The following is a 22,599-nucleotide window of genomic DNA, read 5'->3' on the forward strand; positions in this document are numbered from 1 at the left end:
GCGCCCGGCGTCACGCGTAGACGGTCGGCACGACCGGCTCGCCGCGACCCAGTCGCAGCGCCTGGTCGGGCAGTTCGGCCACGGCCACCGCCCGATGGAGGCGCGCGCGGGCCACGCCCTCGGCCCCCGTGTGCCGGGGGTCGATCTCGCCCGCCGTCACCAGGGGGACGTGCAGGGGGCGCTCCCCGGCCGCGTGCTCGTCCGAGCCGACGCGGATGAGCTCGGTGGTCGCCACGCCGTCGACGATCACCCGGACCGGGGTCTTCCGGCCGCCGACGGTCGCCTTGTCCGCCGACTTCTTGGCCACCGAGACCCAGGCGCCGTCGTCACCGCGCCGGGCCACGAGCTTGAAGACCATGCCGGCGGCCGGATGGCCCGAGCCCGAGACGACGGACGTCCCGACGCCGAACGAGTCGACCGGCGCGGCCCGCAGGGCGGCGATCGTGTACTCGTCGAGGTCGTTCGTGACCGTGATCTTCGCGCCGGTCGCCCCGAGCTCGTCGAGCTGGTCGCGGACCTGGGCCACGAGCGACGGCAGGTCGCCGCTGTCGATGCGCACCGCCCCGAGCCCCGGGCCGGCGACCCGCACGGCCGTGGCCACGGCCTCGGGGATGTCGTAGGTGTCGACGAGCAACGTCGTGCCGGGGCCGAGGGTGTCGACCTGGGCGCGGAAGGCGGCCTCTTCGCTGTCGTGCAGCAGCGTGAAGGCGTGCGCGGCGGTGCCCATGGTGGGGACGCCCCACGAGCGGCCGGCCTCGAGGTTGCTCGTCGCACCGAAGCCCGCGATGTAGGCGGCGCGGGCGGCCGCGACGGCGCTCCGCTCGCCCGTCCGGCGCGAGCCCATCTCGGCGAGGGGGCGACCGTCGGCGGCGGACACCATGCGGGCTGCGGCGCTGGCCACGGCCGAGTCGTAGTTGAAGACGCTGAGCGCCAGGGTCTCGAGCAGCACGGCCTCGGCGAAGGTCGACTCGATCACGAGCAGCGGCGACCCCGGCAGGTAGACCTCGCCCTCGGCGTAGCCCCAGATGTCGCCCGAGAACCGGTAGTCGGCCAGCCAGTCGGCCGTCGTCGCGTCGACGACCCCGGATTCACGGAGCCACCGCAGCTCGTCGTCGCCGAACCGGAAGTCGGCGAGCAGCTCGAGGAACCGCCCGGTGCCCGCCACGATGCCGTAGCGCCGTCCCTCGGGCAGGCGACGGGCGAACACCTCGAACACGCTGTCGCGGTGGGCCGTTCCCGCCTTGAGGGCGGCCTCCACCATGGTGAGCTCGTACCGGTCGGTCAACAGTGCGCTGGTCACCCCTGCAGCCTAGGCTCGACGGGTCGTCCCGGGGGTGGCGGCTCGCGACGGGTAGGCTTCGTGGTCGTGACGGACGCACCCATCGGAGTCTTCGACAGCGGCGTCGGCGGTCTCACCGTGTCGCGGGCGATCATCGACCAGCTGCCGCACGAGTCGATCCGGTACGTGGGCGACACCGCCCACTCGCCGTACGGGCCGAAGCCCATCGCCCTCGTGCGCCAGTACGCGCTCGCCGTCATGGACGACCTCGTGGCGCAGGGCGTCAAGCTGCTGGTCATCGCCTGCAACACGGCCTCGTCGGCGGTGCTGCGCGACGCCCGCGAGCGCTACACGATCGGCGCCGGCATCCCCGTCGTCGAGGTGATCCAGCCGGCCGTGCGCGCCGCGGTGCAACAGACGCGCAACGGCCGCATCGGCGTGATCGGCACCGAGGGCACGATCAACTCGCGCGCCTACGAGGACGCCTTCGCGGCGGCGGCGGGTCTCGAGCTGTTCACGCAGGCCTGCCCGCGGTTCGTCGAGTTCGTCGAGGCGGGCGACACGTCGAGCCCCGAGCTGCGCGCGGTCGCCGAGGGGTACCTCGCCCCGCTCCGCGACGCCGGCATCGACACGCTCGTCCTCGGCTGCACGCACTACCCGCTCATGTCGGCCGCCGTGCAGTACGTCGTGGGCCCCGACGTCCGGCTCGTGTCGAGCGCCGAAGAGACGGCCGCCGACGTCTACCGCACCCTCGTCCAGCACGGGCTCGAGCGTGCCGACCGGGGCGCCCCGCACCACGAGTTCGAGGCCACCGGCCCCGACGAGAAGTCGTTCCTGCGTCTGGCCCGTCGGTTCCTGGGGCCCGAGGTCTCGCGCGTCGGCCACCTCGAGACGGGCGCCATCGAGCTGCCCGCAGGCCTCCGCCACGCCGAACGGACCTGACCCGCGCCTCCTCGGCCCCTCGGGGTCGACGTCCCGTCCGCCCACCGTCCCCCACCGCCGAGAGAAGGCACCATGACCGACACCACGAGCACGACCGTCCGCGCCGACGGCCGGTCCACCACCGACCTGCGCCCCGTCACGATCGAGACCGGCTGGAGCGCCCACGCCGAGGGCAGCGCCCTCATCACCTTCGGCGGGACGAAGGTGCTCTGCACCGCGTCGTTCACGAACGGCGTGCCCCGGTGGCTGACCGGCAAGGGCAAGGGCTGGGTCACCGCCGAGTACGCGATGCTGCCCCGCGCGACCAACTCGCGCAACGACCGCGAGAGCGTCAAGGGCAAGATCGGCGGGCGCACGCACGAGATCTCGCGCCTGATCGGCCGCAGCCTGCGGGCGGTCGTCGACACCAAGGCCCTCGGCGAGAACACGATCGTGCTCGACTGCGACGTGCTGCAGGCCGACGGTGGCACCCGCACCGCCGCGATCACGGGCGCCTACGTCGCCCTGGCCCAGGCGATCGAGTGGGGCCGCGAGAAGAAGTTCGTCGGTCAGAAGGCGACGCCCCTGACCGACAGCGTCTCGGCCGTGTCGGTCGGCATCATCGACGGCGAGCCGATGCTCGACCTCGCCTACGTCGAGGACGTCCGCGCCGAGACCGACATGAACGTCGTCGTCACCGGCAGCGGCTCGTTCGTCGAGGTGCAGGGCACCGCCGAGGGGGCGCCGTTCGACCGCCGCGAGCTCGACTCGCTGCTCGACCTCGCCGTGGCCGGAGCCGTCGACCTGAGCCGCTTCCAGCGCGAGGCCCTCGGTCGATGACCCGGGTCGTCATCGCCACGCACAACCAGGGCAAGGTCGCCGAGCTGCGGCTGCTGCTCGCCGAGACGGCGCCGGGCGTCGAGCTCGTCGCCTACGACGGCCCCGAACCGGTCGAGGACGGCGACACCTTCGCGGCCAACGCCCTCATCAAGGCCCGCGCGGCGGCGCGTCACACCGGGCTGCCCGCGCTCGCCGACGACAGCGGCATCTCGGCGGCGGCCCTGGGCGGTGCCCCGGGCATCCACTCGGCGCGCTACGCCGGCACGCGCGACGCGGACGACAACATCGACAAGCTGCTGGTCGAGCTCGACGGAGCCGACGACCGCTCGGCCTGGTTCTCGTGCGCCGCCGCCCTCGTCGTGCCCCCGCCCGTCGGCGCCGAGGGCCCCGACGGACCGCCCGAGGCGAGCACGTGGGACGAGCACGTCGAGTACGGCGAATGGCACGGCGAGGTGCTGGAGGCGCGGGTCGGCACGAACGGGCACGGCTACGACCCCGTGTTCCGCCCCGAGGGTGAGAGCCGCAGCGCGGCCGAGCTCACCGCGGACGAGAAGAACGCGGTCAGCCACCGCTCCCGGGCGTTCCGGGCGATCGCGCCCCGGGTGGCGGCGCTCGCGGACTGAGCCGAGCCGCGCCTCCTCGGGCTCGCGCCCGGACTGCCGTGGGCGTCGTCCGAGGGTGCGTCGACGCTCAGGCGTCGTGAGCGGCGGACGACACCTGCGGCGCCTCGACCTCGCCGGACTGCTCGGCCTTCTTGGCCTGGTGCACGCCGTGGAAGTAGTGGATCGCGATGGGGATCACCGTGGCCAGGACGGCGCCGAGCAGGATCAGGTCGATGTACGAGCTGACGAAGTCGGCCACGGGCGGGATGTGCCCGATGCCGAAGCCCGCCAGCGTGATGCCCATGCCCCAGACGACGGCGCCGATCGCGTTGAAGAGCGAGTAGCGCCGGTAGCTCATGTGACCGACGCCGGCCATGATCGGCGCGAAGGTGCGGACCACCGGGACGAACCGGGCGATGATGACGGCCATCGGGCCGAAGCGCTCGAAGAAGGCGTTCGTGCGGTTGACGTTGGCGACGCTGAACAGCCCGCTCTCCTTCCGCTCGAAGATGCGGGGCCCGACCTTGTGGCCGATGAGGTAGCCGAGCTCACCGCCCGCGAACGCGGCGATGCTGATGAAGATCGCGATGAGCCAGATCGGCATGCCCAGGGCGCCGGGATTCGTGGCGGCGAGGATGCCCGTGATGATCAGCAGCGTGTCGCCCGGGAACAGGAACCCGATGAGCAGCCCGGTCTCGGCGAAGACGAGCAGGCAGACGCCGAGCACGGCCCACGGGCCGAACGACGTGAGCAGGTACTCGGGGTTCAGCCAGGGGATGGAGACGAGGGGCAGCATCGGGTGTTCTCCGGTCGAGGTGGCCGGCATGCCGGGCTCGATCAGGTTACTCGTGCGCGAGGGGGAGGTGAACCCTGGCGGGAGGAGGCGCATCGGCTCTCGTCGTCCGTGCGGGAGAAGGGAGGTGAACCCTGCCGGGAGGAGGCACATCGGCTCTCGTCGTCCGTGCGGGAGAAGGGACTTGAACCCTCACGCTCGAAAGCACAGGAACCTAAATCCTGCGTGTCTGCCAATTCCACCACTCCCGCGGCAGCACCGAGTGTACCGACGGCGGCCTCCGGCCGGAACGCGGGACGAGGAGGCGCTAGCGCTTCGAGCGGGGGACGTGCGGCGAGTACCGGGGCACGTAGCGCACGAGGATCGCGGCACCGACGAGGCCGAGGACGCCCATCACCCCGCTGGCGATCGAGATGGACACGAGCGCGGTCACGCCCGAGATGAGCAGGGGCGCCGCCGCGCTGCCCGCGTCGCCCGTGAAGCGCCAGGCGCCGAGGAAGGGCGCGGGGTCGCCCTTGTCCGCCAGGTCGGCGCCGAGGGTCATGAGGATGCCGCTGCCGACGCCGTTGGCGAGCGACATCAGGATCGCCACCGTGACGAACCAGCCGACGTTCGCGTCGAGGTCGTGCGTGACCGACAGGGCGAGGTACGACAGGCCCAGCCCGACCATGCAGGGCACGGCGCTCCAGAGGCGTCCGAAGCGGTCCATGATCTGGCCGCTCGTGTAGAAGAGCGCGAAGTCGACCGCCCCCGCGATGCCGATGATGATCGCGGTCTCGGAGGCGCCGAGGCCGATGCTGACGGCCCACAGCGGCAGCATCACCTGGCGACCGGACCGCATGGCTCCGATGAGTGCCGCACCGCTGCCGAGCTTGACCAGCACGCCGCGATGACGCCAGAGGGTGCCGAACAGGCCCTGCGCCTCCTTCGCGACGAGCTCGGCGCCGTCGTCGCCGCCACGACCCGGCCGGACGCCGAACGCGGCCGACGGGTCGCGCAGCACGAGCAGGGCGATCGCGGCGCCGAGGCAGCCGACGATGTGGACGACGAAGGCCGACTGGACCGAGCCGGTGAGCTCGATGACCCCGGCCGACAGGAACGGGCCGACGAAGTAGCCGAGCCGGAACACGCCGCCGAGGCTCGACAGGGCGCGGGCGCGGATCTCGATCGGGACGAAGCTCGTCATGAAGGCGTGCCGCGCCAGGGCGAACACGGCCGTCGCGAGGCCGATCACGAGGACGCCGACCGCGAGGACGATCTCGTTCGGCGCCAGCAGGCAGGTGACGAGGCCGCCGATGCTGACCAGCGAGGCGCCGATCATCGAGGTGCGCTCGCCGATGCGGCTGACGAGCCACCCGCTCGGGATGTCGCCGATCAGCTCGCCGACCAGGATGAGCGCGGCGACGAAGCCGGCGAACGGCAACGACGCCCCGAGTTCGCTCGCCACGACGGGGATGATCGGGATGATCGCGCCCTCGCCGATGGCGAAGAGCGCGGCGGGCAGGAACGCCGCGAGGGCCACCGACCGCATGCTGAAGGCGGGGGAGGAGGAAGACATGTCGCTCGCCACCCTAGGCCCGCTGCGTACACTTGTCGGATGAAGGTCTTGGCAGCGATGAGTGGTGGCGTCGACTCGGCGGTCGCCGCAGCGAGGGCGGTCGAGGCCGGCCACGACGTGGTGGGGGTGCACCTGGCACTCAGTCGGATGCCCGGCACGCTCCGCACCGGCAGCCGCGGCTGCTGCACGATCGAGGACTCGATGGACGCCCAGCGCGCCGCGAACAAGATCGGCATCCCGTACTACGTGTGGGACTTCTCCGAGCGCTTCAAGCTCGACGTCGTCGACGACTTCGTGGCCGAGTACAGCGCGGGGCGCACGCCCAACCCGTGCATGCGCTGCAACGAGCGCATCAAGTTCGCCGCCCTGCTCGAGAAGGCCCTCGCCCTCGGCTTCGACGCGGTCTGCACCGGTCACTACGCGACCATCGTCACCGACGACCGGGGCGGTCGCGAGCTGCACCGCGCCTCCGCGTGGGCGAAGGACCAGTCGTACGTGCTGGGCGTGCTCACGGCCGAGCAGCTCGCCCACTCGATGTTCCCCCTCGGGGCGACGCCGTCCAAGGCCGAGGTGCGTGCCGAGGCGGCCGAGCGCGGTTTCAGCGTGGCGTCGAAGCCCGACAGTCACGACATCTGCTTCATCCCGGACGGCGACACCCGGGGCTGGCTGGCCGAGCGCGTCGGCGCCGAGACAGGCGAGATCCTCGACCGCAGCGGCACCGTCGTCGGGTCGCACGAGGGTGCCCACGCGTTCACCGTCGGCCAGCGCAAGGGGTTGAACATCGGGTTCCCGTCGGACGACGGCAAGCCTCGCTTCGTGCTCGAGGTGCGGCCGGTCGACAACACCGTCGTCGTCGGGCCGAAGGAGGCGCTCGACATCGCCGAGATCGCCGGCGGTTCGTACACCTGGGCGGGGCGGGCCCCCGCCGACCCGACCACGGCCTTCGACTGCGACGTGCAGATCCGCGCCCACGCCGACCCGGTGCCGGCCGTCGCGCGGGTGTCGGTGGTCGAGGGTAAGAAAGAACTCGTGATCACTCCTCGCGAACCCCTCAACGGCGTCGCCCCCGGGCAGACCGCCGTCGTCTACGTCGGCACCCGCGTGCTCGGCCAGTGCACCATCGACCGCACGGTCTCGGCCGTGCCGGTTCCTGCCGCCGCGTCCGTCTGAGTCGACCGACGATGAGCGACACCGGTACCGAGGGCGCACCCGAGGCGGTGGTCGAGGTCGACGGCGTGCCCGCCGACCTGACCGAGGCCCGCGACGAGGCCGAACGGTTGACCACCCGCATCCTCGAGCTGCGCGACCAGTACTACGAGGGCAACGGCTCGACCGTCGCCGACTCCGACTACGACGCGCTCGTCCGGCGCCTCGACGCCGTCGAGCGCACCCACCCCGAGCTGCAGAAGTCCGACAGCCCCACGCAGACCGTCGGCGGGCGGGCCGAGACGACCCAGTTCGCGCCGGTCGAACACGCCGAGCGCATGCTGAGCCTCGACAACGTGTTCAGCGACGACGAGCTCGCCGAGTGGGCCGGCAAGGTGCAGCGCGACGCGGGGTCCGAACGCGTGCGGTTCCTCACCGAGCTCAAGATCGACGGCCTGGCGATCAACCTCCGCTACGAAGACGGCGTCCTCGTCACGGCCGCGACCCGGGGCGACGGCGTCGTCGGCGAAGACGTGACCGGCAACGTGCTCACCATGGGCACGATCCCCGAGCGGCTCGAGGGCACGGGCCACCCGCCGCTCGTCGAGGTGCGAGGCGAGATCTTCTTCCCCGTGAGCGAGTTCGACGAGCTCAACGCTCAGCAGCGCGAGGCCGGCGAGCGCGTCTTCGCGAACCCCCGCAACGCCGCCGCCGGCTCGCTCCGTCAGAAAGAAGAGGGCAAGAGCCCCGAGAAGCGCGACCTGATGCACGCGCGCCTGCGTCGTCTGCGCATGCTCGTGCACGGCATCGGCGCCTGGCCGGTGCGCGATCTCGAACGCGCCACCGAGGTGCGCTCGCAGTCCGAGGTCTACGACCTGCTGCACGGCTGGGGCCTGCCGATCTCGACGCACCACCGCGTCTTCGACACGGTCGGCGAGGTCGAGGCGTTCATCCACGACTACGGCGTGCGACGCTCGTCGGTCGAGCACCAGATCGACGGCATCGTGGTCAAGGTCGACGACCTGGCCCTGCACGAAGAACTCGGCGCCACGAGCCGGGCCCCGCGGTGGGCGACGGCGTTCAAGTACCCGCCCGAAGAGGTGAACACGACCCTGCTCGACATCGTCGTCAGCGTCGGCCGCACCGGCCGTGCCACGCCGTTCGCCGTGATGGAGAAGGTCGAGGTCGCCGGCAGCGAGGTGCGTCAGGCGACCCTGCACAACCAGCAGGTCGTCAAGGCCAAGGGCGTGCTGATCGGCGACACCGTCGTGCTGCGGAAGGCCGGCGACGTCATCCCCGAGGTGCTGGGCCCGGTCATCGAGCTGCGCGACGGCACCGAACGCGAGTTCGTCATGCCGTCCGACTGCCCCGAGTGCGGCACGCCCCTGAAGCCCGCCAAAGAAGGCGACATCGACCTGCGCTGCCCGAACGCCGAGAGCTGCCCCGCCCAGGTGCGCGGTCGCGTCGAGCACATCGCCTCGCGCGGCTCGCTCGACGTCGAGGGGCTCGGCGAGGTCGCCGCGGCGGCCCTGACCCAGCCCGTCGAGCCGGCCACGCCGCCGCTGCGCACCGAGGCCGGACTCTTCAGCCTGACGATGGCCGACGTCTTTCCCGTGCGCGTCGTCGTGCGCGACGCCGAGACGGGCATGCAGAAGCTCGAGGCCGACGGTCGGCCGAAGCTCGTCACTCCCTTCCGCCGCAAGCGCGCGAAGCGCGACGGCGAGTTCGACCCGTCGTCGGCCGAATTCTCGGGCGACGAGATTTCGGTGCCGTCCAAGACGGCGATCGAGATGCTGGCGAACCTCGAGAAGGCGAAGACCAGCCCGCTCTGGCGCATCCTCGTCGGGCTGAGCATCCGGCACGTGGGGCCGGTCGCGGCCCGGGCGCTGGCGAACCACTTCGGCTCGCTCGACGCCATGCGCACGGCGTCTCGTGACGACCTCGCGGCGGTGGACGGCGTCGGCGGCATCATCGCCGACGCGTTGCTCGCCTGGTTCGAGGTCGACTGGCACGTCGAGATCATCGAACGCTGGGCGGCCGCAGGGGTGCAGTTCGCGACGCCCGGCCACCCCGGCCCCGGTGCGGCCGAAGCAGCCGGGGGCGTGTTGTCCGGCGTGACCGTTGTCGCGACCGGCAGCCTCGAGGGGTTCACCCGCGAGGGGGCGCTCGAGGCGATCGTCGAAGCCGGCGGCAAGGCCGCGAGCAGCGTCAGCAAGAAGACCGACTTCGTGGCGGCCGGTCCGGGCGCGGGCTCGAAGCTGACGAAAGCCGAACAACTCGGGGTACGGATCATCGACGCGGAGCAGTTCGCTGTCCTCCTTAAGGAGGGCCCGGCCGCCTTGGCTGACCCCCAGATGGGGGACGACGACTCGTCGGATTCGTGATTTCCCTGGTCAGGGGGCACTTCTCCTTCCTAAGATGTGAGGACGTGTCGTTCTCAGGCTGTAGGGAGCCGGGGTACAGGCGCGTGACGAGGGGGAAGACCCGACGTGCTGTTGCTCGCCGCAGCCATGCTCTCTGCCTCGGTGCACCTCGCCGGGGTGGCCGATGCTCCGACCGCGCACTCGGCACCGGTCACGACCGACGCCCGCCCGGCCTCGGTGCTCGTCGTCGCGGCGTCGGTGCAGGGCGTCCCCGAGCCTGCACCGGTGCGGGACGCGCCGGTCGAGCCCGAGCTCGACGGCTGCCGGGACGTCGAGGCGACCACGTTCTCGGCCGAGGCCTGCCTCGACCAGCTGGCCCGCGCCTCATCGATCGGGGTCGAGCGGTACGCGACGTCCCTCGACGCCGACGGGGACGACGCGGCGTCGCTCGTGGCGGCGGTCGGCGAGCAGGTCTCGGCGGGGTCCACGACGACCTGGTGGGCGGGCCTCGGCGACGAGCGACGCACCCTGCTCGCGCAGGCGGCCCCCGGCGTCGTCGGCAACCTCGAGGGGGTGCCCTACTCGGTGCGCGACACCGCCAACCGACAGGCCCTGCGGTATGCGACCACGGCCGTCACGGCCCGTCTCGGTTCGGACGTCGAGGAGCCGGACGACGCGCGACGCCTCGCGATGCTGCAGCAGGTGCGGGCGACGCTCGACGGCGCCACGCACGACGTGCCCTTCGCCGGGGCGGCCGACCGGCACCTGGTCGCCCTCGACACGGCCCTGCCCGGACGGGCGGCCGTCACCGTCGGCGACCTCGACACCGCGGACGACGTGAGCGTCCTCGTGCCGGGCATGCTCTTCACCGTGTCGGACCAGCTGGTCGACTGGACCAACACCGCCGGGGCCCTGCACGACGAGCAGGCCACCTGGGCGACGCTGCTCGGGCGCGACGGGCCCGGCCCGGTGCCGACCGTGGCGGTCGTGGCCTGGATGGGCTACCAGACGCCCGACCTGACGAACTTCTACGACCTCCGCCTCGCCCAACGGGGTGCCGCGCACCTCGAGGACGCCCTCTCCGGCCTCGACGCGACGCGCGCGGGGCACGAACCGCGGGTGTCGGTCATGGCCCACTCGTACGGCTCGACGACGGCGACGATCGCCCTGTCGTCGGGGCGGGTCTCGGTCGACTCGCTCGTGCTGCTGGGGTCGCCCGGCAGCGTCGTGCCCGACGCGGGCGGCCTCGCGGTTCACGACGACGACGTGTACGCGGCGGCCGGCAGCTTCGACCCGGTGGCCGGCAGCGGCTTCTTCGGGGCCGACCCGGCGACCGCCGCGTTCGGGGCGGTCGTGCTGCACCTCGGCGGTGGGGCCGACACCCTGACGGGACGCGCGCTCGCCGCGGCCCTCGGCCACAACGACTACTTCCGGGCCGGAACGGAGTCGATGCGCAGCCTCGCCCTGATCGGGTTGGGGCACGGCGACCTCGTCGACGGTCGTGCGGGCGACCCCGGCCGGGGCGGCCCCGAGGCGCCGACCCTCGCCTTGGTCCGCCCACAGGACCTCTACTTCAGGGACTGACGCTGCCCGCGGCGACGGCGTCGCGGCACCGCGTCGTCCTGGCCTCGGTCGTCGGTGCCGCCCCGTAGAATCGTCCGGTACCCCCGCCGCGGCACGCCCGCACGAGCACGTGAGAGAGAAGCATGTCCGAAATCACGCGTGAGCAGGTGCAGCACCTCGCCGGTCTCGCCCGCATCGCCCTCACCGAGGCCGAGATCGACACGATGACGGCCGAGCTCGGCCACATCGTCGACAGCGTCGCCAAGGTCCGCGAGGTCGCCACCGACGACGTCCCGGCGACCAGCCACCCGATCCCGCTCGAGAACGTGTTCCGGCCCGACGTCGTGGGCGAGACGCTGACGGCCGAACAGGCGCTGTCCGGCGCCCCCGACCACGACGGTTCGCGCTTCCGGGTGAGCGCGATCCTGGGAGAAGAGCAGTAGCCATGACAGACACCACCTCGCTCGTCCACCTGTCCGCCGCCGAGCTGTCGACGCGCCTGGCCGCCGGCGACGTCTCGTCGGTCGACGTCACGCGCGCCCACCTCGACCGCATCGAGGCGGTCGACGGCGACGTCCACGCGTTCCTGCACGTCAGCACCGCCGCCCTCGACACCGCGGCCGACGTCGACCGGCGACGCGCCGCCGGCGAGGCACTGGGGCCGCTCGCCGGCGTCCCGATCGCCATCAAGGACGTGCTCTGCACCATCGACATGCCGTCGACCTCCGGCAGCAAGATCCTCGAGGGCTGGGTGCCGCCGTACGACGCGACCGTCGTCGCCAAGCTGCGCGCGGCCGACCTCGTTCCGCTCGGCAAGACCAACATGGACGAGTTCGCGATGGGCTCGTCGACCGAGTTCTCGGCCTACGGCCCGACGCACAACCCGTGGTCGCTCGATCGCATCCCCGGCGGGTCCGGCGGTGGCTCAGCGGCCGCCGTCGCCGCCTTCGAGGCGCCCCTCGCCCTCGGCAGCGACACGGGCGGCTCGATCCGCCAGCCGGGTGCCGTCACGGGCACGGTCGGCGTGAAGCCGACCTACGGCTCGGTCAGCCGCTACGGTGCCATCGCCCTGGCGAGCTCGCTCGACCAGGTCGGTCCGGTCAGCCGCACGGTGCTCGACAGCGCGATGCTGCACGACGTCATCACCGGCCACGACCCCCGCGACTCCACCTCGCTGCGCGACGCCTGGCCGTCGTTCACCGAGGCGGCCCGCACCGGCCTGGCCGGTGGCGCCCTGCAGGGCGTCCGCGTGGGCGTCGTCCGAGAGCTGAACGGCGACGGCTTCCAGGCCGGGGTCAAGGCCCGCTTCGCCGAGGCGCTCGAGCTGATGAGCGCCGCCGGCGCCGAGATCGTCGACATCTCGGCCCCGAGCTTCGAGCACGCGATCAGTGCCTACTACCTGATCCTGCCGGCCGAGGCCTCGAGCAACCTCGCCAAGTTCGACTCGGTGCGGTTCGGCCTGCGGGTCGTGCCCGAGGGCGGCGGCACCGTCGAGGACGTCATGGCCGCGACGCGCGAGGCCGGCTTCGGCCCCGAGGTGAAGCGCCGCATCATCCTCGGCACCTACGCCCTCAGTGCCGGGTACTACGACGCCTACTACGGCAGCGCCCAGAAGGTGCGCACCCTGGTGCAGCGCGACTTCGCGGCCGCGTTCGACCAGGTCGACGTGCTCGTCTCCCCGTCGGCCCCCACGACGGCGTTCCGGCTCGGCGAGAAGATCGACGACCCGCTGGCGATGTACCTCAACGACATCACGACCATCCCCGCCAACCTGGCCGGCATCCCCGGCATCACGGTGCCGATGGGCCTGGCCGACGAAGACGGGTTGCCGACGGGTCTGCAGTTCATGGCACCCGCCCGCGGCGACGCCCGCCTGTACACCTACGGCGCCGCCCTTGAGCAGTTGCTCGAGCAGGGCTGGGGCCACACGCTCATCTCGCGCGCGCCCGACCTGAGCGCCACCGAGCAGACCGCCGCCACCGAGGGAGTCATCTGATGGCCAAGGCAGACCTGATGGACTACGACGCGGCCCTCGAGCAGTTTGAGGTCGTCCTCGGCTTCGAGGTCCACGTCGAGCTCGCGACGAAGACCAAGATGTTCTCGGACGCCCCGAACTTCTTCGGCGGCGAGCCCAACACCAACGTCACGCCGGTCGACCTGGGGCTGCCCGGCTCGCTGCCGGTGGTCAACGAGCAGGCCGTGCGCTACTCGATCAGCCTCGGGCTGGCCCTCGGCTGCTCGATCGCCGAGAGCTCGCGGTTCGCGCGGAAGAACTACTTCTACCCCGACAACCCCAAGAACTACCAGGTCAGCCAGTTCGACGAGCCGATCGCGTTCGAGGGCGAGGTCGAGGTCGAGCTGCCCGACGGGACGGTCTTCGCGATCCCGATCGAGCGCGCCCACATGGAAGAAGACGCGGGCAAGCTCACGCACGTCGGCGGTTCGACCGGTCGCATCCAGGGTGCCGAGTACTCGCTCGTCGACTACAACCGCGCGGGCATCCCGCTCGTCGAGATCGTGACCAAGCCGATCATCGGTGCCGGGGCCAAGGGCCCCGAGCTCGGCGCGGCCTACGTCTCGACGATCCGCGACATCGTGCGCGCCCTGGGCGTCAGCGAGGCGCGCATGGAGCGCGGCAACCTGCGCTGCGACGCGAACGTCTCGCTGCGCCCCCACGGGCAGGTCGAGCTGGGGACCCGCACCGAGACCAAGAACGTCAACTCGTTCCGGTCGGTCGAGCGCGCGGTCCGCCACGAGATCCAGCGCCAGGCCGCGATCCTCGCCGCCGGGGGCACCATCACGCAAGAGACGCGCCACTGGCACGAAGACACCGGCCGCACCTCGGCGGGTCGCCCGAAGAGCGACGCCGACGACTACCGGTACTTCCCCGAGCCCGACCTGCTGCCCGTGGTGCCGCCCCGCGAGCTCGTCGAGGAGCTGCGCCTGGCCCTGCCCGAGGCCCCGGTCGCGCAGCGTCGCCGGCTCAAGGCCGAATGGGGTTTCGCCGACCTCGAGTTCCAGGACGTCGTCAACTCGGGGCTGTTGACCGAACTGGTCGAGACCGTCGGTGCCGGCGCCTCGCCCCAGGCGGCGCGCAAGTGGTGGACGGGTGAGATCGCCCGCCTGGCCAACGCCCGGGGTGTCGAGGCCTCGAGCCTGGTGTCGCCGCTCCACGTCAGCGAGCTCATCGCCCTGGTCGAGAGCGGCGAGCTGACCGACCGCCTGGCCCGTCAGGTGCTCGAGGGCGTCGTCGCGGGCGAGGGCAGCCCGTCCGAGGTCGTCGAGGCCCGGGGCCTGAAGGTCGTCTCGGACGACGGCGCGTTGATCGCGGCGATCGACGAGGCCCTCGCGAGCCAACCCGACGTCCTCGCGAAGATCCGTGACGGCAAGGTCCAGGCGGCCGGTGCCGTCATCGGTGCCGTGATGAAGGCCATGAAGGGCCAGGCGGACGCCGCCCGCGTCCGCGAGTTGGTGCTCGAGCGGGCGCAGGCCTGATCGACGTGACCACGGCCGCGGCAGGGTGCGGCGCACGATGAACCTCGTCGCGCGCCTCCGCCCCGCCGTGCCCGTGGCCGTCGCCCTCGCGGGTGTCCTCGTGGCCCTCGCCGTTTCGTCTCGCCTGCTGCCGCGCCGGGTGGTGCTGGTGCACCTGAGCGACACGGGCGGGGCGGCGTTCGCCGCGAGCCGCGGCGACCTCGGCCTGCTCGGACTGCTGCTCGTCGTCGGCATCGTGCTCGTCTGGCTCGTCGCGGCGCTCTTCCTCGCCGTGACGCCCGCGCGTCACCTGCTCGTGCCGCACGCCGCCTTCTGGAAGCAGCCGGCGCACCGGCCCGAGATGAGGAGCCGGTACGCGCGGTACCTCGCCGTGGCGACCAGCGCCTCCTTGTGGTTCGTGGCCGCGCTGTTCGTGCTGGCGATCGTGTCGCAAGAGGGCCCGCTCGCCGTGTGGTGGCTGCCCGCGGTGATCTCGACGGCCTACGTGCTGTTCGTCCTGGTCGGGCTGGTCTGGGTCTTCGCGGCCGGGTTCACGCCGTCGTCGTCGGCGGTGACCGCCGCGCGGGCGCCGGCTCGCACGTCGGGCGAGACCGACCCGGCGCCCGGCGCGCGGGTGACACCCGGTGCGCAGGTGACGCCCGGCGCACGGTCGACGCCCGGCGCGCGGGTGACGCCCGGTGCTCGCCCGGTGCCCGGTGCCGCACGGTCGGCTGCCGCGCCTCCCGTGGCCGGCACCATCCCGCGTCGCGGGCCCGGGGGTTCGACCCCGCCGTCGGCCGACGGCCCCCGCCAGGGCCCTCCCCGCCCGTACCAACCCCGACCCCGTTCAGGAGGCCCTCGTGGATGACGACCGCTACGGTGCCGACGTGCTCGCCGGCGACTGGAAGAGATCGTCGAGGCCGGCTCCGACGCCAACCGACGCCGTGCGCGACCTCGTGGTCGAAGAGGTGCGCACGGGCTTCACCGGAGCCGTCGTGCGGGTCGAGGCCGGCACGGTCGAACTCGAGGACTGGAAGGGCCGGGTGCGGGCCTTCCCGTTGACCGGCTCGTTCCTGATCGACGGCGCCCCCGTCGCGCTGCGCGTGCCGAGGGCGGCGCCGCAGGGCAGGGCCCGCACGGCGTCCGGCTCGTTCGCCGTCGACGGAGCGAAGGCCCGCGTCGCGCGACAGAGCCGAATCTTCGTCGAGGGACGACACGACGCCGAGCTGGTCGAGAAGGTCTGGGGCCCCGACCTGCGCGTCGAGGGCGTCGTCGTCGAGTACCTCGAGGGCGTCGACCACCTGGCCGAGGTGCTGCGAGACTTCCGACCGGGGCCCGAGCGTCGGGTCGGCGTGCTCGTCGACCACCTCGTGCCGGGCTCGAAGGAGAGCCGGGTGGCCGAGAGCATCGCCCGGAGCCCGCTCGGGCGTCACGTGCTCGTGGTCGGGCACCCGTTCGTCGACGTCTGGCAGGCCGTCAAGCCGGCCCGGCTCGGCGTCGACGCCTGGCCCGTCGTGCCCCGCACGGTCGAGTGGAAGCACGGCGTCTGCGAGGCGATGGGCTGGCCGCACGAGGACCAGGCCGACATCGCCCGCGCCTGGCAGTACATCCTGTCGCGCGTGCGCACCTACGCCGACCTCGAGCCGTCGGTGCTCGGGCGGGTAGAGGAGCTGATCGACTTCGTCACGTCGGGCTGACCCGGGCGTCGCGGTCCCCGAACCCGACGAGCACCGACCGACAGCCGGCCCGTGCTTCGTGCCCCCGAGAACGGCCCCGATCCCCGAGAATCGCCCGGGCGTGTCGGGACTCCGACGCGGTTTCGCCCTAGATTCGACGTCATGGCCGAGCAGATCGAGGGACGCGTCAGCTCGGCCGTGGACGCCTGGCTGCGCTGGCTGCCCCGCTGGCACGTCGGCACCGCTCGAGGGCGGACCCGGCCCTGTCGGGTGTGCCTCGGGTCGCCCGTCGCCACCGCCGCCGGCTTCGACCACGACGTGCCCCACGCGGTGCAGCACGCACTGCTGAACCGCCTGCGGCAGATCGTCGACGACGACGTCGACGAGTACACCGCTCGCAACCTGCCTCTGGTCACGCGCGAACTCCGCCTCGCCGAGGCCCAGGAGGCGCGGGGCTACCGACCCGACCAGGGTCTCGATCCCGAGTTCCAGGGTCTCGACCTCGACCCCGAGCCCGAGCCCGGTCAGCCGTTCCTCTTCACCCTCGCCGGTCTCGCGGGGACGCCCTCGGACGACGGCGTGGTCCCACCCGACCCGACCGTCGTGGGGGCGGAGCCCTCGGGTGCGGCACCGCAGCCCGACGACGACGCCGACGCCGACGCACTGTTCGACCTGGACGACCTGGACGGCTGGCTCGTGTCGCCGGACTCCGCGGCGTCGGACGCCAGACCCGAGCCGGTGGTGCGCGGCCCGGTCGTGCCCGATCCGGTCGAGCCCCAGCCGGTCGAGCCCGACGAGCAGCCGCAGGCCGGGCCGCCGGCCGAGCCCGAGTACTCGGACGAGGCCAAGGCCGCCCTGCGACGCGAGATCGCGCTGGCGGGGGACCACGCCGAGGCCGTCGGCACGAGCCTCTGCCTCGCCCTCGTCGAGCACCGCTCACGCATCGCCGAGGCGATCGACCGTCTGGTGGCCCCGCAGGTGGACGAACTCCTGGCAGAGTTGTCGCGCGCACTCGAGCAGCCGCGGTCCCGCTGAACCGGGCCACCACCGATCGACTCCGGGTGCCGACGCCCCGAGAGGACCCCGACATGACCCGTCAGACCCCGAGCCCCGCTACGACCCGGCGAGCGGCTGCCGCACCGGCCTGGTGGCCGGTCGTCGTCGACCTCGTCGCCGTGCTGGCCTTCGTCGTGATCGGGCGCCGCAGTCACGCCGAGGGGCTCGACCTGCCGGGCCTGCTCGGCACGCTGTGGCCGTTCGTCGTCGGCGCGGTGGTCGGCTGGGCGAGTGTGACCGGCGTCCGGTGGCCGCTGGCGAGCGTGCGTGCGGGGGCGGTCGTCTGGGTCTCGACCGCCGTGGTCGGCGTCCTGCTGCGCGTGGTCGCCGGCCAGGGGGTGCAGGTCAGCTTCGTGATCGTCACGATCGTGGTGCTCGGCGTCTTCGTCGTCGGCTGGCGGGCCGTCGTCGCTCTCGTGCGACGAATGCGGACACGCCGGGCCTGAGGCCGTATCGGCGACCGGTGCGGGTCAGCCCCGGCGCTTGGTGCTGTTGTCGAGGCTGGGTTCGTCGGTGAGCACGAGGCCGGACGAGCTGTTCGACGAGGCGGTCAGCTCGCTGAGCCAGTCGCGGTTGATCGAGGGCACCCGGCCGCCCGAGTACTTGAAGTAGAGCGGGATGCCCGCGTCGAGCCAGATGCTGCTGCGACCGTCACCGACCTTCTGCGTGTCGCGCCACGAGAAGAAGAACGACTCACGACGACGCAGCTTGGTCGCGATGACGATCTGGAGGTGTTCGAGCACGCGGTCGTCGAACTCGACCTCGATGCCCGACGTGCCGTAGATGAGCGATCCCATGGGGGTCCTGATTCGTGTGGGTGTCCGGTGCCGGCGACGAGGCCGACTCAGGTCAATGTACCGTGCGATCAGGCATTCCTCGACCCGGGCGATCACGGCGGCGTTGTGGGCGGACGTGCAGGCTGCCGAGCCATACTCGGGACTGCCGATCCGCTGCGCCCCCGAGCGCCCGACCGACCACCTGGGACCCATGACCTCGACCGCCTCCGTCCTCCGCGCCTCCTCGTCCTCGAGCCAGGACGTCGTCGCCGACCTCGACGGCCTCGTCGGGTTCGCGGCCCGCATCATCGACGCCCTGGGTGAGTGGGGCGTCGCCCTGCTGACCTTCGTCGAGACCGTGTTCCCGCCGATCCCGAGCGAGATCATCCTGCCGTTGGCCGGGTTCCTCGCGGGGGCCGGATCGATGAACATCGTGCTGCTCGTCGCGCTCAGCACCCTCGGCGCGTACCTCGGCGCCCTCGTGCTCTACGGCCTCGGCGCGGGCCTCGGTCTCGACCGCAGCATCCGCTGGCTGGCCAAGCTGCCGCTCGTCGACCGTCACGACTTCGAGAAGGCGGCCGGCTGGTTCCAGCGGCACGGGCGCTCGGCGGTGTTCTTCGGCCGGTTCATCCCGGGGGTCCGCAGCCTCATCTCGCTGCCCGCCGGCGCCGAGCGGATGCCCCTGCTCGTCTTCTCGCTCTTCACGATCGTCGGCAGCGGCATCTGGAACGGCTTGCTGATCGGCCTGGGTGCGGCGCTCGGCACCCAGTACGAGCTCATCGACCGGTACGCGAAGTACCTCGACTACGCGGTCTACGCGGCGATCGCAGGCGTCGTGGTGTTCCTCGTCGTCCGGTCGGTGCGTCGCCGTCGGGCCGGCGTCGACGACGCGTCCCGCGACGCGGTCGATCAGGACGTTCGCGGCTGACGCCCCGTCCGCGTCCAGGCGGCGGGCCGCGTCGGTCCGTAGCGTGGGCCCGGACCGACGTCGCACCACGCGTGCGTCCCCGAGCACACGAACCGACAGGACACCGCCATGGGATTCCTCGACCGACTCCTCGGCCGCGAGCCGAAGCAGGGCCAGCCGCAGCAGGGGCAGCAGCAGGCCTACCCGCAGGGCTACCAGTACGGGCAGCAGAGCTACGAGCAGCCCGCCGCCCCGCAGCAGGGTCAGCCCCCGCAGGGCTACGGCCAGCCCCAGGGCTACGGCCAGCCGCAGGGCTACGGCCAGCAGCCCACGGGCGGTCCCGCCGGCGGGCCCGCGCGCAGCGACGACGAGATCGCCGTCGAGCGCTACCGCTACCTGCTGAAGACCGCCCCGCCCGAGACGATCGAGCAGGTGCACGCCGAGGCGTTCGCGAAGCTCAGTCCCGAGCAGCGCCGCCTGGTCTTCGACCAGCTGACGGCCGAGTCGAGCCCCGGCGAGGCGCCGCGCGGCGACGACGCCAGCTCGCTCGCCCAGGCGGCGACCCGCTCCGAGCTGCGCCGACCGGGCACCCTCGAGCGCACCCTCGGCGGCGGCGCGAACGGCCCGCAGCAGCTCGGCCAGAACGGTCAGACGATGCGCCAGGGCCCCGGCATGGGCTCGATCATCGGCGGGTCGATCCTCGGCACCGTCGCCGGCTACGTCATCGGGTCGACCCTGATGAGCGCGTTCCTGCCCGACGCGGGCGCGACGGCCGACGGAGGCGCGGGTGACGACGCCGGCGCCGACCAGGGTTCCGAGGAAGACGGCGGGGCGGACGGCGGGGCCGACACCGGGGCCGACGCCGGCACCGAGACCGCGAGCGACGGCGGCGGAGACTTCGGTGCCGACACCGGGGGCGACTTCGGCGGCGGTGACTTCGGAGGCGGCTTCGGCGACTTCGGCGGCGGCGACTTCGACATCTGAGCCCGGTGCCGTCGGCGGCGTCGTCGGCGTCCCGACCTGGACGTCGACCCGGGCCGGTCCCCTCGGCGCGGACTAGCGTCGAGGGTCCGCCCACCACCTGCCGCGAGGCCCAGGGAGCACCATGACCAGCACCAGAGTCGCCGTCGTCACCGGGGGGTCGGCCGGTCTCGGCCGCGCTACCGTCCGAGAGCTCGCCTCACGGGGTTGGGACGTGGCGGTCCTGGCCCGAGGCCAGGACGGCCTCGACGGGGCCGTCCGCGACGTCGAGGCCGCCGGGCGTCGGGCGCTCGGCATCTCGACCGACGTGGCCGACCGGGCCCAGGTCGAGTCGGCCGCCGACCGGGTCGAGGCCGAGCTCGGCCCGATCGACCTCTGGGTCAACGACGCGATGGTCGGCGTGTTCGGGGAGTTCCTCGAGACCGACCCCGACGACTTCGAGCGGGCCACCGCCGTCAACTACTTCGGCTTCGTCAACGGCACGCGCGCCGCCCTCTCGCGCATGGTGCCCCGCGACCGCGGCCACGTGATCCAGGTCGGCTCGGCCCTCGCCCACCGCGGCATCCCGCTGCAGGCCTCGTACTGCGGGGCCAAGCACGCCGTCCAGGGGTTCACCGAGTCGGTGACCACCGAGCTGATCCACAACAAGAGTTCGGTGCGCATCAGCACCGTCGACATGCCGGCCCTCAACACGATCCAGTTCAACTGGGTGCGGTCTCGCCTGCCCGAGCACCCCCAACCGGTGCCGCCGATCTTCGAGCCCGAGGTCGGGGCCCACGCCATCGCCGACGTCGCCGACAAGCCGCGTCGTCGCACCTGGCTCGGCGAGCCCACCGTCATGACGGTGCTCGGCAACCGGTTCGTCGCGAACTTCCTCGACGTCTACCTCGCCAAGACCGGCTACTCGGGCCAGCAGGCGCCCGACAAGGACGAACCCATGCTGCCCGACAACCTCTACGAGCCCACGTCCGGCGACCAGGGAGCCCGCGGCATCTTCAGCGACCGCGCCCGCAGCACGAGCCCGCAGGTCTGGTACACCCGCCACCGCGCCCTCACCGTGGGCGCCGGGCTCGGGGCCGCCGTGGCCGCCACCGCCGCCGTCGTGGGCCGGGTGACGCGGGGCGGTCGCGCGTGAGCGGCGCGCCAGAGGTCGACGCCGTCGTCGTCGGCGCGGGCCCGAACGGGCTCGCGGCGGCGGTCGTGCTCGCGCGTGCGGGCCTGCGCGTCGAGATCGTCGAGCGGGCCGACACCATCGGCGGCGGTGCCCGCACCCAGGAGGCGACGCTGCCGGGCTTCCGTCACGACATCTGCTCGGCGGTGCACCCCATGGCGCTCGCCTCGGGGTTCTTCCAGCGCTTCGAGCTCGACCGCCGCATCGAGCTGACGGTGCCCGAGATCTCGTACGCCCACCCACTCGACGGTGGTAGGGCGGGCATCGCCTACCGCGACCTCGAGCGGACGGCCGACGGGCTCGGCGCCGACGGGGCCGCGTGGACGCGCCTCCTGCGGGGGCTCGTCGAGCGCGAGCCGCGCATGGCGAAGTTCACGATGCGCGAGCTCGTCCGGGTGCCCGACGACCCGGCGACCCTCGTCCGCTTCGGGCTCGCCGCCCTCTCGCAGAGCGGCCCGTGGTGGAACGCCGGCTTCTCGGGCGACGAGGCACCCGCCATGCTCGCCGGGGTGATGGCCCACGCCATCCGGCCCATGCCCAGCCTGTCGACCTCGGCCGCCGGGCTCGTCCTGGCCGTCCACGCGCACGCGCGCGGGTGGCCGGTGCCCACGGGCGGCAGCCAGTCGATCGTCGACGCGATGGCCGACGACGTCCGGGCGCACGGAGGCACGATCACGACGGGCGTGGACGTCACGTCGATCGACGAGCTGCCCCGCGCCCGTGCCACGATCTTCGACACGAGCGCCCGGGCCCTCGCCGACATCGCCGGCGGCCGACTGCCCGCGCGCTACGAACGGGCGCTGCGGCGCTTCCGCTACGGCAACGCCGCGGCCAAGGTCGACTTCGCCCTGTCGGGGCCCGTGCCGTGGGCCGCCGACGAGGCCCGCCGCAGCCCCACCCTGCACCTCGGCGGGACGCGGGCCGAGATCGCCTCGGGCGAGCACGACGTCGCCTCGGGCCGTCATGCACGCACGCCCTACGTGCTGGTCGCCCAGGCCGGCGTCGTCGACGGCACGCGGGCGCCCGACGGGCAGCAGGCGCTCTGGGCCTACACCCACGTGCCCCGCGGGTCCACGGTCGACCAGACCGAGACCGTGATCGCCGGCATCGAACGCTTCGCCCCCGGGTTCCGTGACACGATCCTCGCGACGCACAGCCGGACGGCCGTCGAGCTCGAGGAGCACGACCCGAACTACGTCGGCGGCGACATCGCCTCGGGGGCTCCGAGCGTGTGGCAGCTCGCCGCGCGCCCGACGCTGTCGAGCGAACCGTGGCGGACGCCCACCCCCGGCATCTACCTGTGCTCGTCGTCGACGCCTCCCGGCCCGTCGGTGCACGGCCTCGGCGGCGCCTACGCCGCCCGCAGCGCCCTGAAGAACGAGTTCGGCATCGACCGGCTGCCCTACCTGGGCGTCGACGCCTGACCGCGACGGCGTGTCTCGCCGTGGCGGGTCGTTCCTCCGGAGGCGAGACTCGTTCGCGGACCGACCCGT

Annotated in this window: 21 protein-coding genes and 1 tRNA gene; 17 read left to right on the top strand and 5 right to left on the bottom strand. The window is 72.8% G+C overall.

Going from position 1 to position 22,599, the window contains the following annotated elements; all coding sequences use genetic code 11:
* Positions 1 to 10: 10 nt before the first annotated feature.
* Complete coding sequence (locus ASG05_RS14340; RefSeq protein ID WP_056263110.1) at positions 11 to 1,261, bottom strand: nicotinate phosphoribosyltransferase; 1,251 nt, start codon at positions 1,259 to 1,261, stop codon at positions 11 to 13.
* Positions 1,262 to 1,366: 105 nt separating this feature from the next.
* On the opposite strand from ASG05_RS14340, the gene murI reads away from it, so the two are divergent.
* The 3 genes from murI (at position 1,367) to ASG05_RS14355 (ending at position 3,663) form a co-directional block, all read left to right on the top strand.
* Complete coding sequence (gene murI / locus ASG05_RS14345) at positions 1,367 to 2,221, top strand: glutamate racemase (RefSeq protein ID WP_056263114.1); 855 nt, start codon at positions 1,367 to 1,369, stop codon at positions 2,219 to 2,221.
* Between the two features lie 72 nt (positions 2,222 to 2,293).
* Positions 2,294 to 3,040, top strand: a complete 747-nt coding sequence (gene rph, locus ASG05_RS14350) for a ribonuclease PH (protein ID WP_043595412.1) — start codon at positions 2,294 to 2,296, stop codon at positions 3,038 to 3,040.
* Positions 3,037 to 3,663, top strand: a complete 627-nt coding sequence (locus tag ASG05_RS14355) for a non-canonical purine NTP pyrophosphatase (protein WP_056262312.1) — start codon at positions 3,037 to 3,039, stop codon at positions 3,661 to 3,663. The genes rph and ASG05_RS14355 overlap by 4 nt, the downstream gene beginning before the upstream one ends.
* A 67-nt stretch (positions 3,664 to 3,730) precedes the next feature.
* Here ASG05_RS14355 and ASG05_RS14360 read toward each other — a convergent pair whose 3' ends face one another.
* The 3 genes from ASG05_RS14360 to ASG05_RS14370 form a co-directional block, all read right to left on the bottom strand.
* Positions 3,731 to 4,438, bottom strand: a complete 708-nt coding sequence (locus ASG05_RS14360) for a DedA family protein (RefSeq protein WP_056263118.1) — start codon at positions 4,436 to 4,438, stop codon at positions 3,731 to 3,733.
* Positions 4,439 to 4,604: 166 nt separating this feature from the next.
* Positions 4,605 to 4,686, bottom strand: a tRNA-Leu gene (locus ASG05_RS14365).
* A gap of 56 nt (positions 4,687 to 4,742) precedes the next feature.
* The gene (locus ASG05_RS14370; protein WP_056263122.1) at positions 4,743 to 5,993 is read right to left on the bottom strand and encodes an MFS transporter; all 1,251 of its coding nucleotides are present in this window, start codon (positions 5,991 to 5,993) and stop codon (positions 4,743 to 4,745) included.
* A gap of 39 nt (positions 5,994 to 6,032) precedes the next feature.
* Between ASG05_RS14370 and mnmA the strand changes: the two genes are divergently transcribed.
* The 10 genes from mnmA (at position 6,033) to ASG05_RS14420 (ending at position 17,717) form a co-directional block, all read left to right on the top strand.
* Positions 6,033 to 7,163 (top strand): tRNA 2-thiouridine(34) synthase MnmA, encoded by a 1,131-nt coding sequence (mnmA, locus tag ASG05_RS14375; protein ID WP_082486835.1) that lies wholly within the window; start codon positions 6,033 to 6,035, stop codon positions 7,161 to 7,163.
* An 11-nt stretch (positions 7,164 to 7,174) separates the two neighbouring features.
* Entirely contained in the window at positions 7,175 to 9,523 is a 2,349-nt protein-coding gene (gene ligA, locus ASG05_RS14380; protein ID WP_082486836.1) for an NAD-dependent DNA ligase LigA, read from the top strand.
* Positions 9,524 to 9,628: 105 nt separating this feature from the next.
* Positions 9,629 to 11,086, top strand: a complete 1,458-nt coding sequence (locus tag ASG05_RS14385) for an alpha/beta hydrolase (RefSeq protein WP_056262316.1) — start codon at positions 9,629 to 9,631, stop codon at positions 11,084 to 11,086.
* Between the two features lie 122 nt (positions 11,087 to 11,208).
* Positions 11,209 to 11,508, top strand: coding sequence for an Asp-tRNA(Asn)/Glu-tRNA(Gln) amidotransferase subunit GatC (gene gatC, locus ASG05_RS14390; RefSeq protein ID WP_043594160.1), 300 nt, complete (start codon positions 11,209 to 11,211; stop codon positions 11,506 to 11,508).
* Positions 11,509 to 11,510: 2 nt separating this feature from the next.
* The gene (gene gatA, locus ASG05_RS14395) at positions 11,511 to 13,061 is read left to right on the top strand and encodes an Asp-tRNA(Asn)/Glu-tRNA(Gln) amidotransferase subunit GatA (RefSeq protein WP_056262321.1); all 1,551 of its coding nucleotides are present in this window, start codon (positions 11,511 to 11,513) and stop codon (positions 13,059 to 13,061) included.
* Positions 13,061 to 14,560 carry an Asp-tRNA(Asn)/Glu-tRNA(Gln) amidotransferase subunit GatB gene (gatB, locus tag ASG05_RS14400; RefSeq protein ID WP_056262325.1) on the top strand — a complete coding sequence of 500 codons (1,500 nt, stop codon included), beginning with the start codon at positions 13,061 to 13,063 and terminating at the stop codon, positions 14,558 to 14,560. The genes gatA and gatB overlap by 1 nt, the downstream gene beginning before the upstream one ends.
* Positions 14,561 to 14,597: 37 nt before the next feature.
* Positions 14,598 to 15,407: a hypothetical protein gene (locus ASG05_RS14405; protein WP_056262330.1), complete on the top strand. Its 810-nt coding sequence runs from the start codon at positions 14,598 to 14,600 to the stop codon at positions 15,405 to 15,407.
* Positions 15,400 to 16,236: a DUF3097 domain-containing protein gene (locus tag ASG05_RS14410; RefSeq protein WP_056262335.1), complete on the top strand. Its 837-nt coding sequence runs from the start codon at positions 15,400 to 15,402 to the stop codon at positions 16,234 to 16,236. The genes ASG05_RS14405 and ASG05_RS14410 overlap by 8 nt, the downstream gene beginning before the upstream one ends.
* Before the next feature lie 141 nt (positions 16,237 to 16,377).
* A complete protein-coding gene (locus ASG05_RS14415; RefSeq protein ID WP_056262339.1) occupies positions 16,378 to 17,250 on the top strand; it encodes a hypothetical protein in 873 nt (290 codons plus the stop codon).
* Positions 17,251 to 17,303: 53 nt separating this feature from the next.
* A complete protein-coding gene (locus ASG05_RS14420; protein ID WP_082486874.1) occupies positions 17,304 to 17,717 on the top strand; it encodes a DUF3054 domain-containing protein in 414 nt (137 codons plus the stop codon).
* Between the two features lie 24 nt (positions 17,718 to 17,741).
* Here ASG05_RS14420 and ASG05_RS14425 read toward each other — a convergent pair whose 3' ends face one another.
* Positions 17,742 to 18,068: a hypothetical protein gene (locus tag ASG05_RS14425; RefSeq protein WP_056262342.1), complete on the bottom strand. Its 327-nt coding sequence runs from the start codon at positions 18,066 to 18,068 to the stop codon at positions 17,742 to 17,744.
* A gap of 190 nt (positions 18,069 to 18,258) precedes the next feature.
* On the opposite strand from ASG05_RS14425, the gene ASG05_RS14430 reads away from it, so the two are divergent.
* From ASG05_RS14430 to ASG05_RS14445, 4 genes are all read left to right on the top strand, one after another.
* Positions 18,259 to 18,975, top strand: coding sequence for a DedA family protein (locus ASG05_RS14430; RefSeq protein WP_056263136.1), 717 nt, complete (start codon positions 18,259 to 18,261; stop codon positions 18,973 to 18,975).
* 108 nt (positions 18,976 to 19,083) lie between these two features.
* Positions 19,084 to 19,938 (top strand): hypothetical protein, encoded by an 855-nt coding sequence (locus ASG05_RS14435; RefSeq protein ID WP_056262345.1) that lies wholly within the window; start codon positions 19,084 to 19,086, stop codon positions 19,936 to 19,938.
* A gap of 121 nt (positions 19,939 to 20,059) precedes the next feature.
* Positions 20,060 to 21,070: an SDR family oxidoreductase gene (locus ASG05_RS14440; protein WP_056262350.1), complete on the top strand. Its 1,011-nt coding sequence runs from the start codon at positions 20,060 to 20,062 to the stop codon at positions 21,068 to 21,070.
* Positions 21,067 to 22,530 carry an NAD(P)/FAD-dependent oxidoreductase gene (locus ASG05_RS14445; RefSeq protein ID WP_056262355.1) on the top strand — a complete coding sequence of 488 codons (1,464 nt, stop codon included), beginning with the start codon at positions 21,067 to 21,069 and terminating at the stop codon, positions 22,528 to 22,530. Before ASG05_RS14440 ends, ASG05_RS14445 begins: the two co-directional genes overlap by 4 nt.
* Positions 22,531 to 22,599 lie beyond the last annotated feature (69 nt).

The sequence above is a fragment of the Frigoribacterium sp. Leaf186 genome, from assembly GCF_001423905.1.
GTDB lineage: Bacteria > Actinomycetota > Actinomycetes > Actinomycetales > Microbacteriaceae > Frigoribacterium.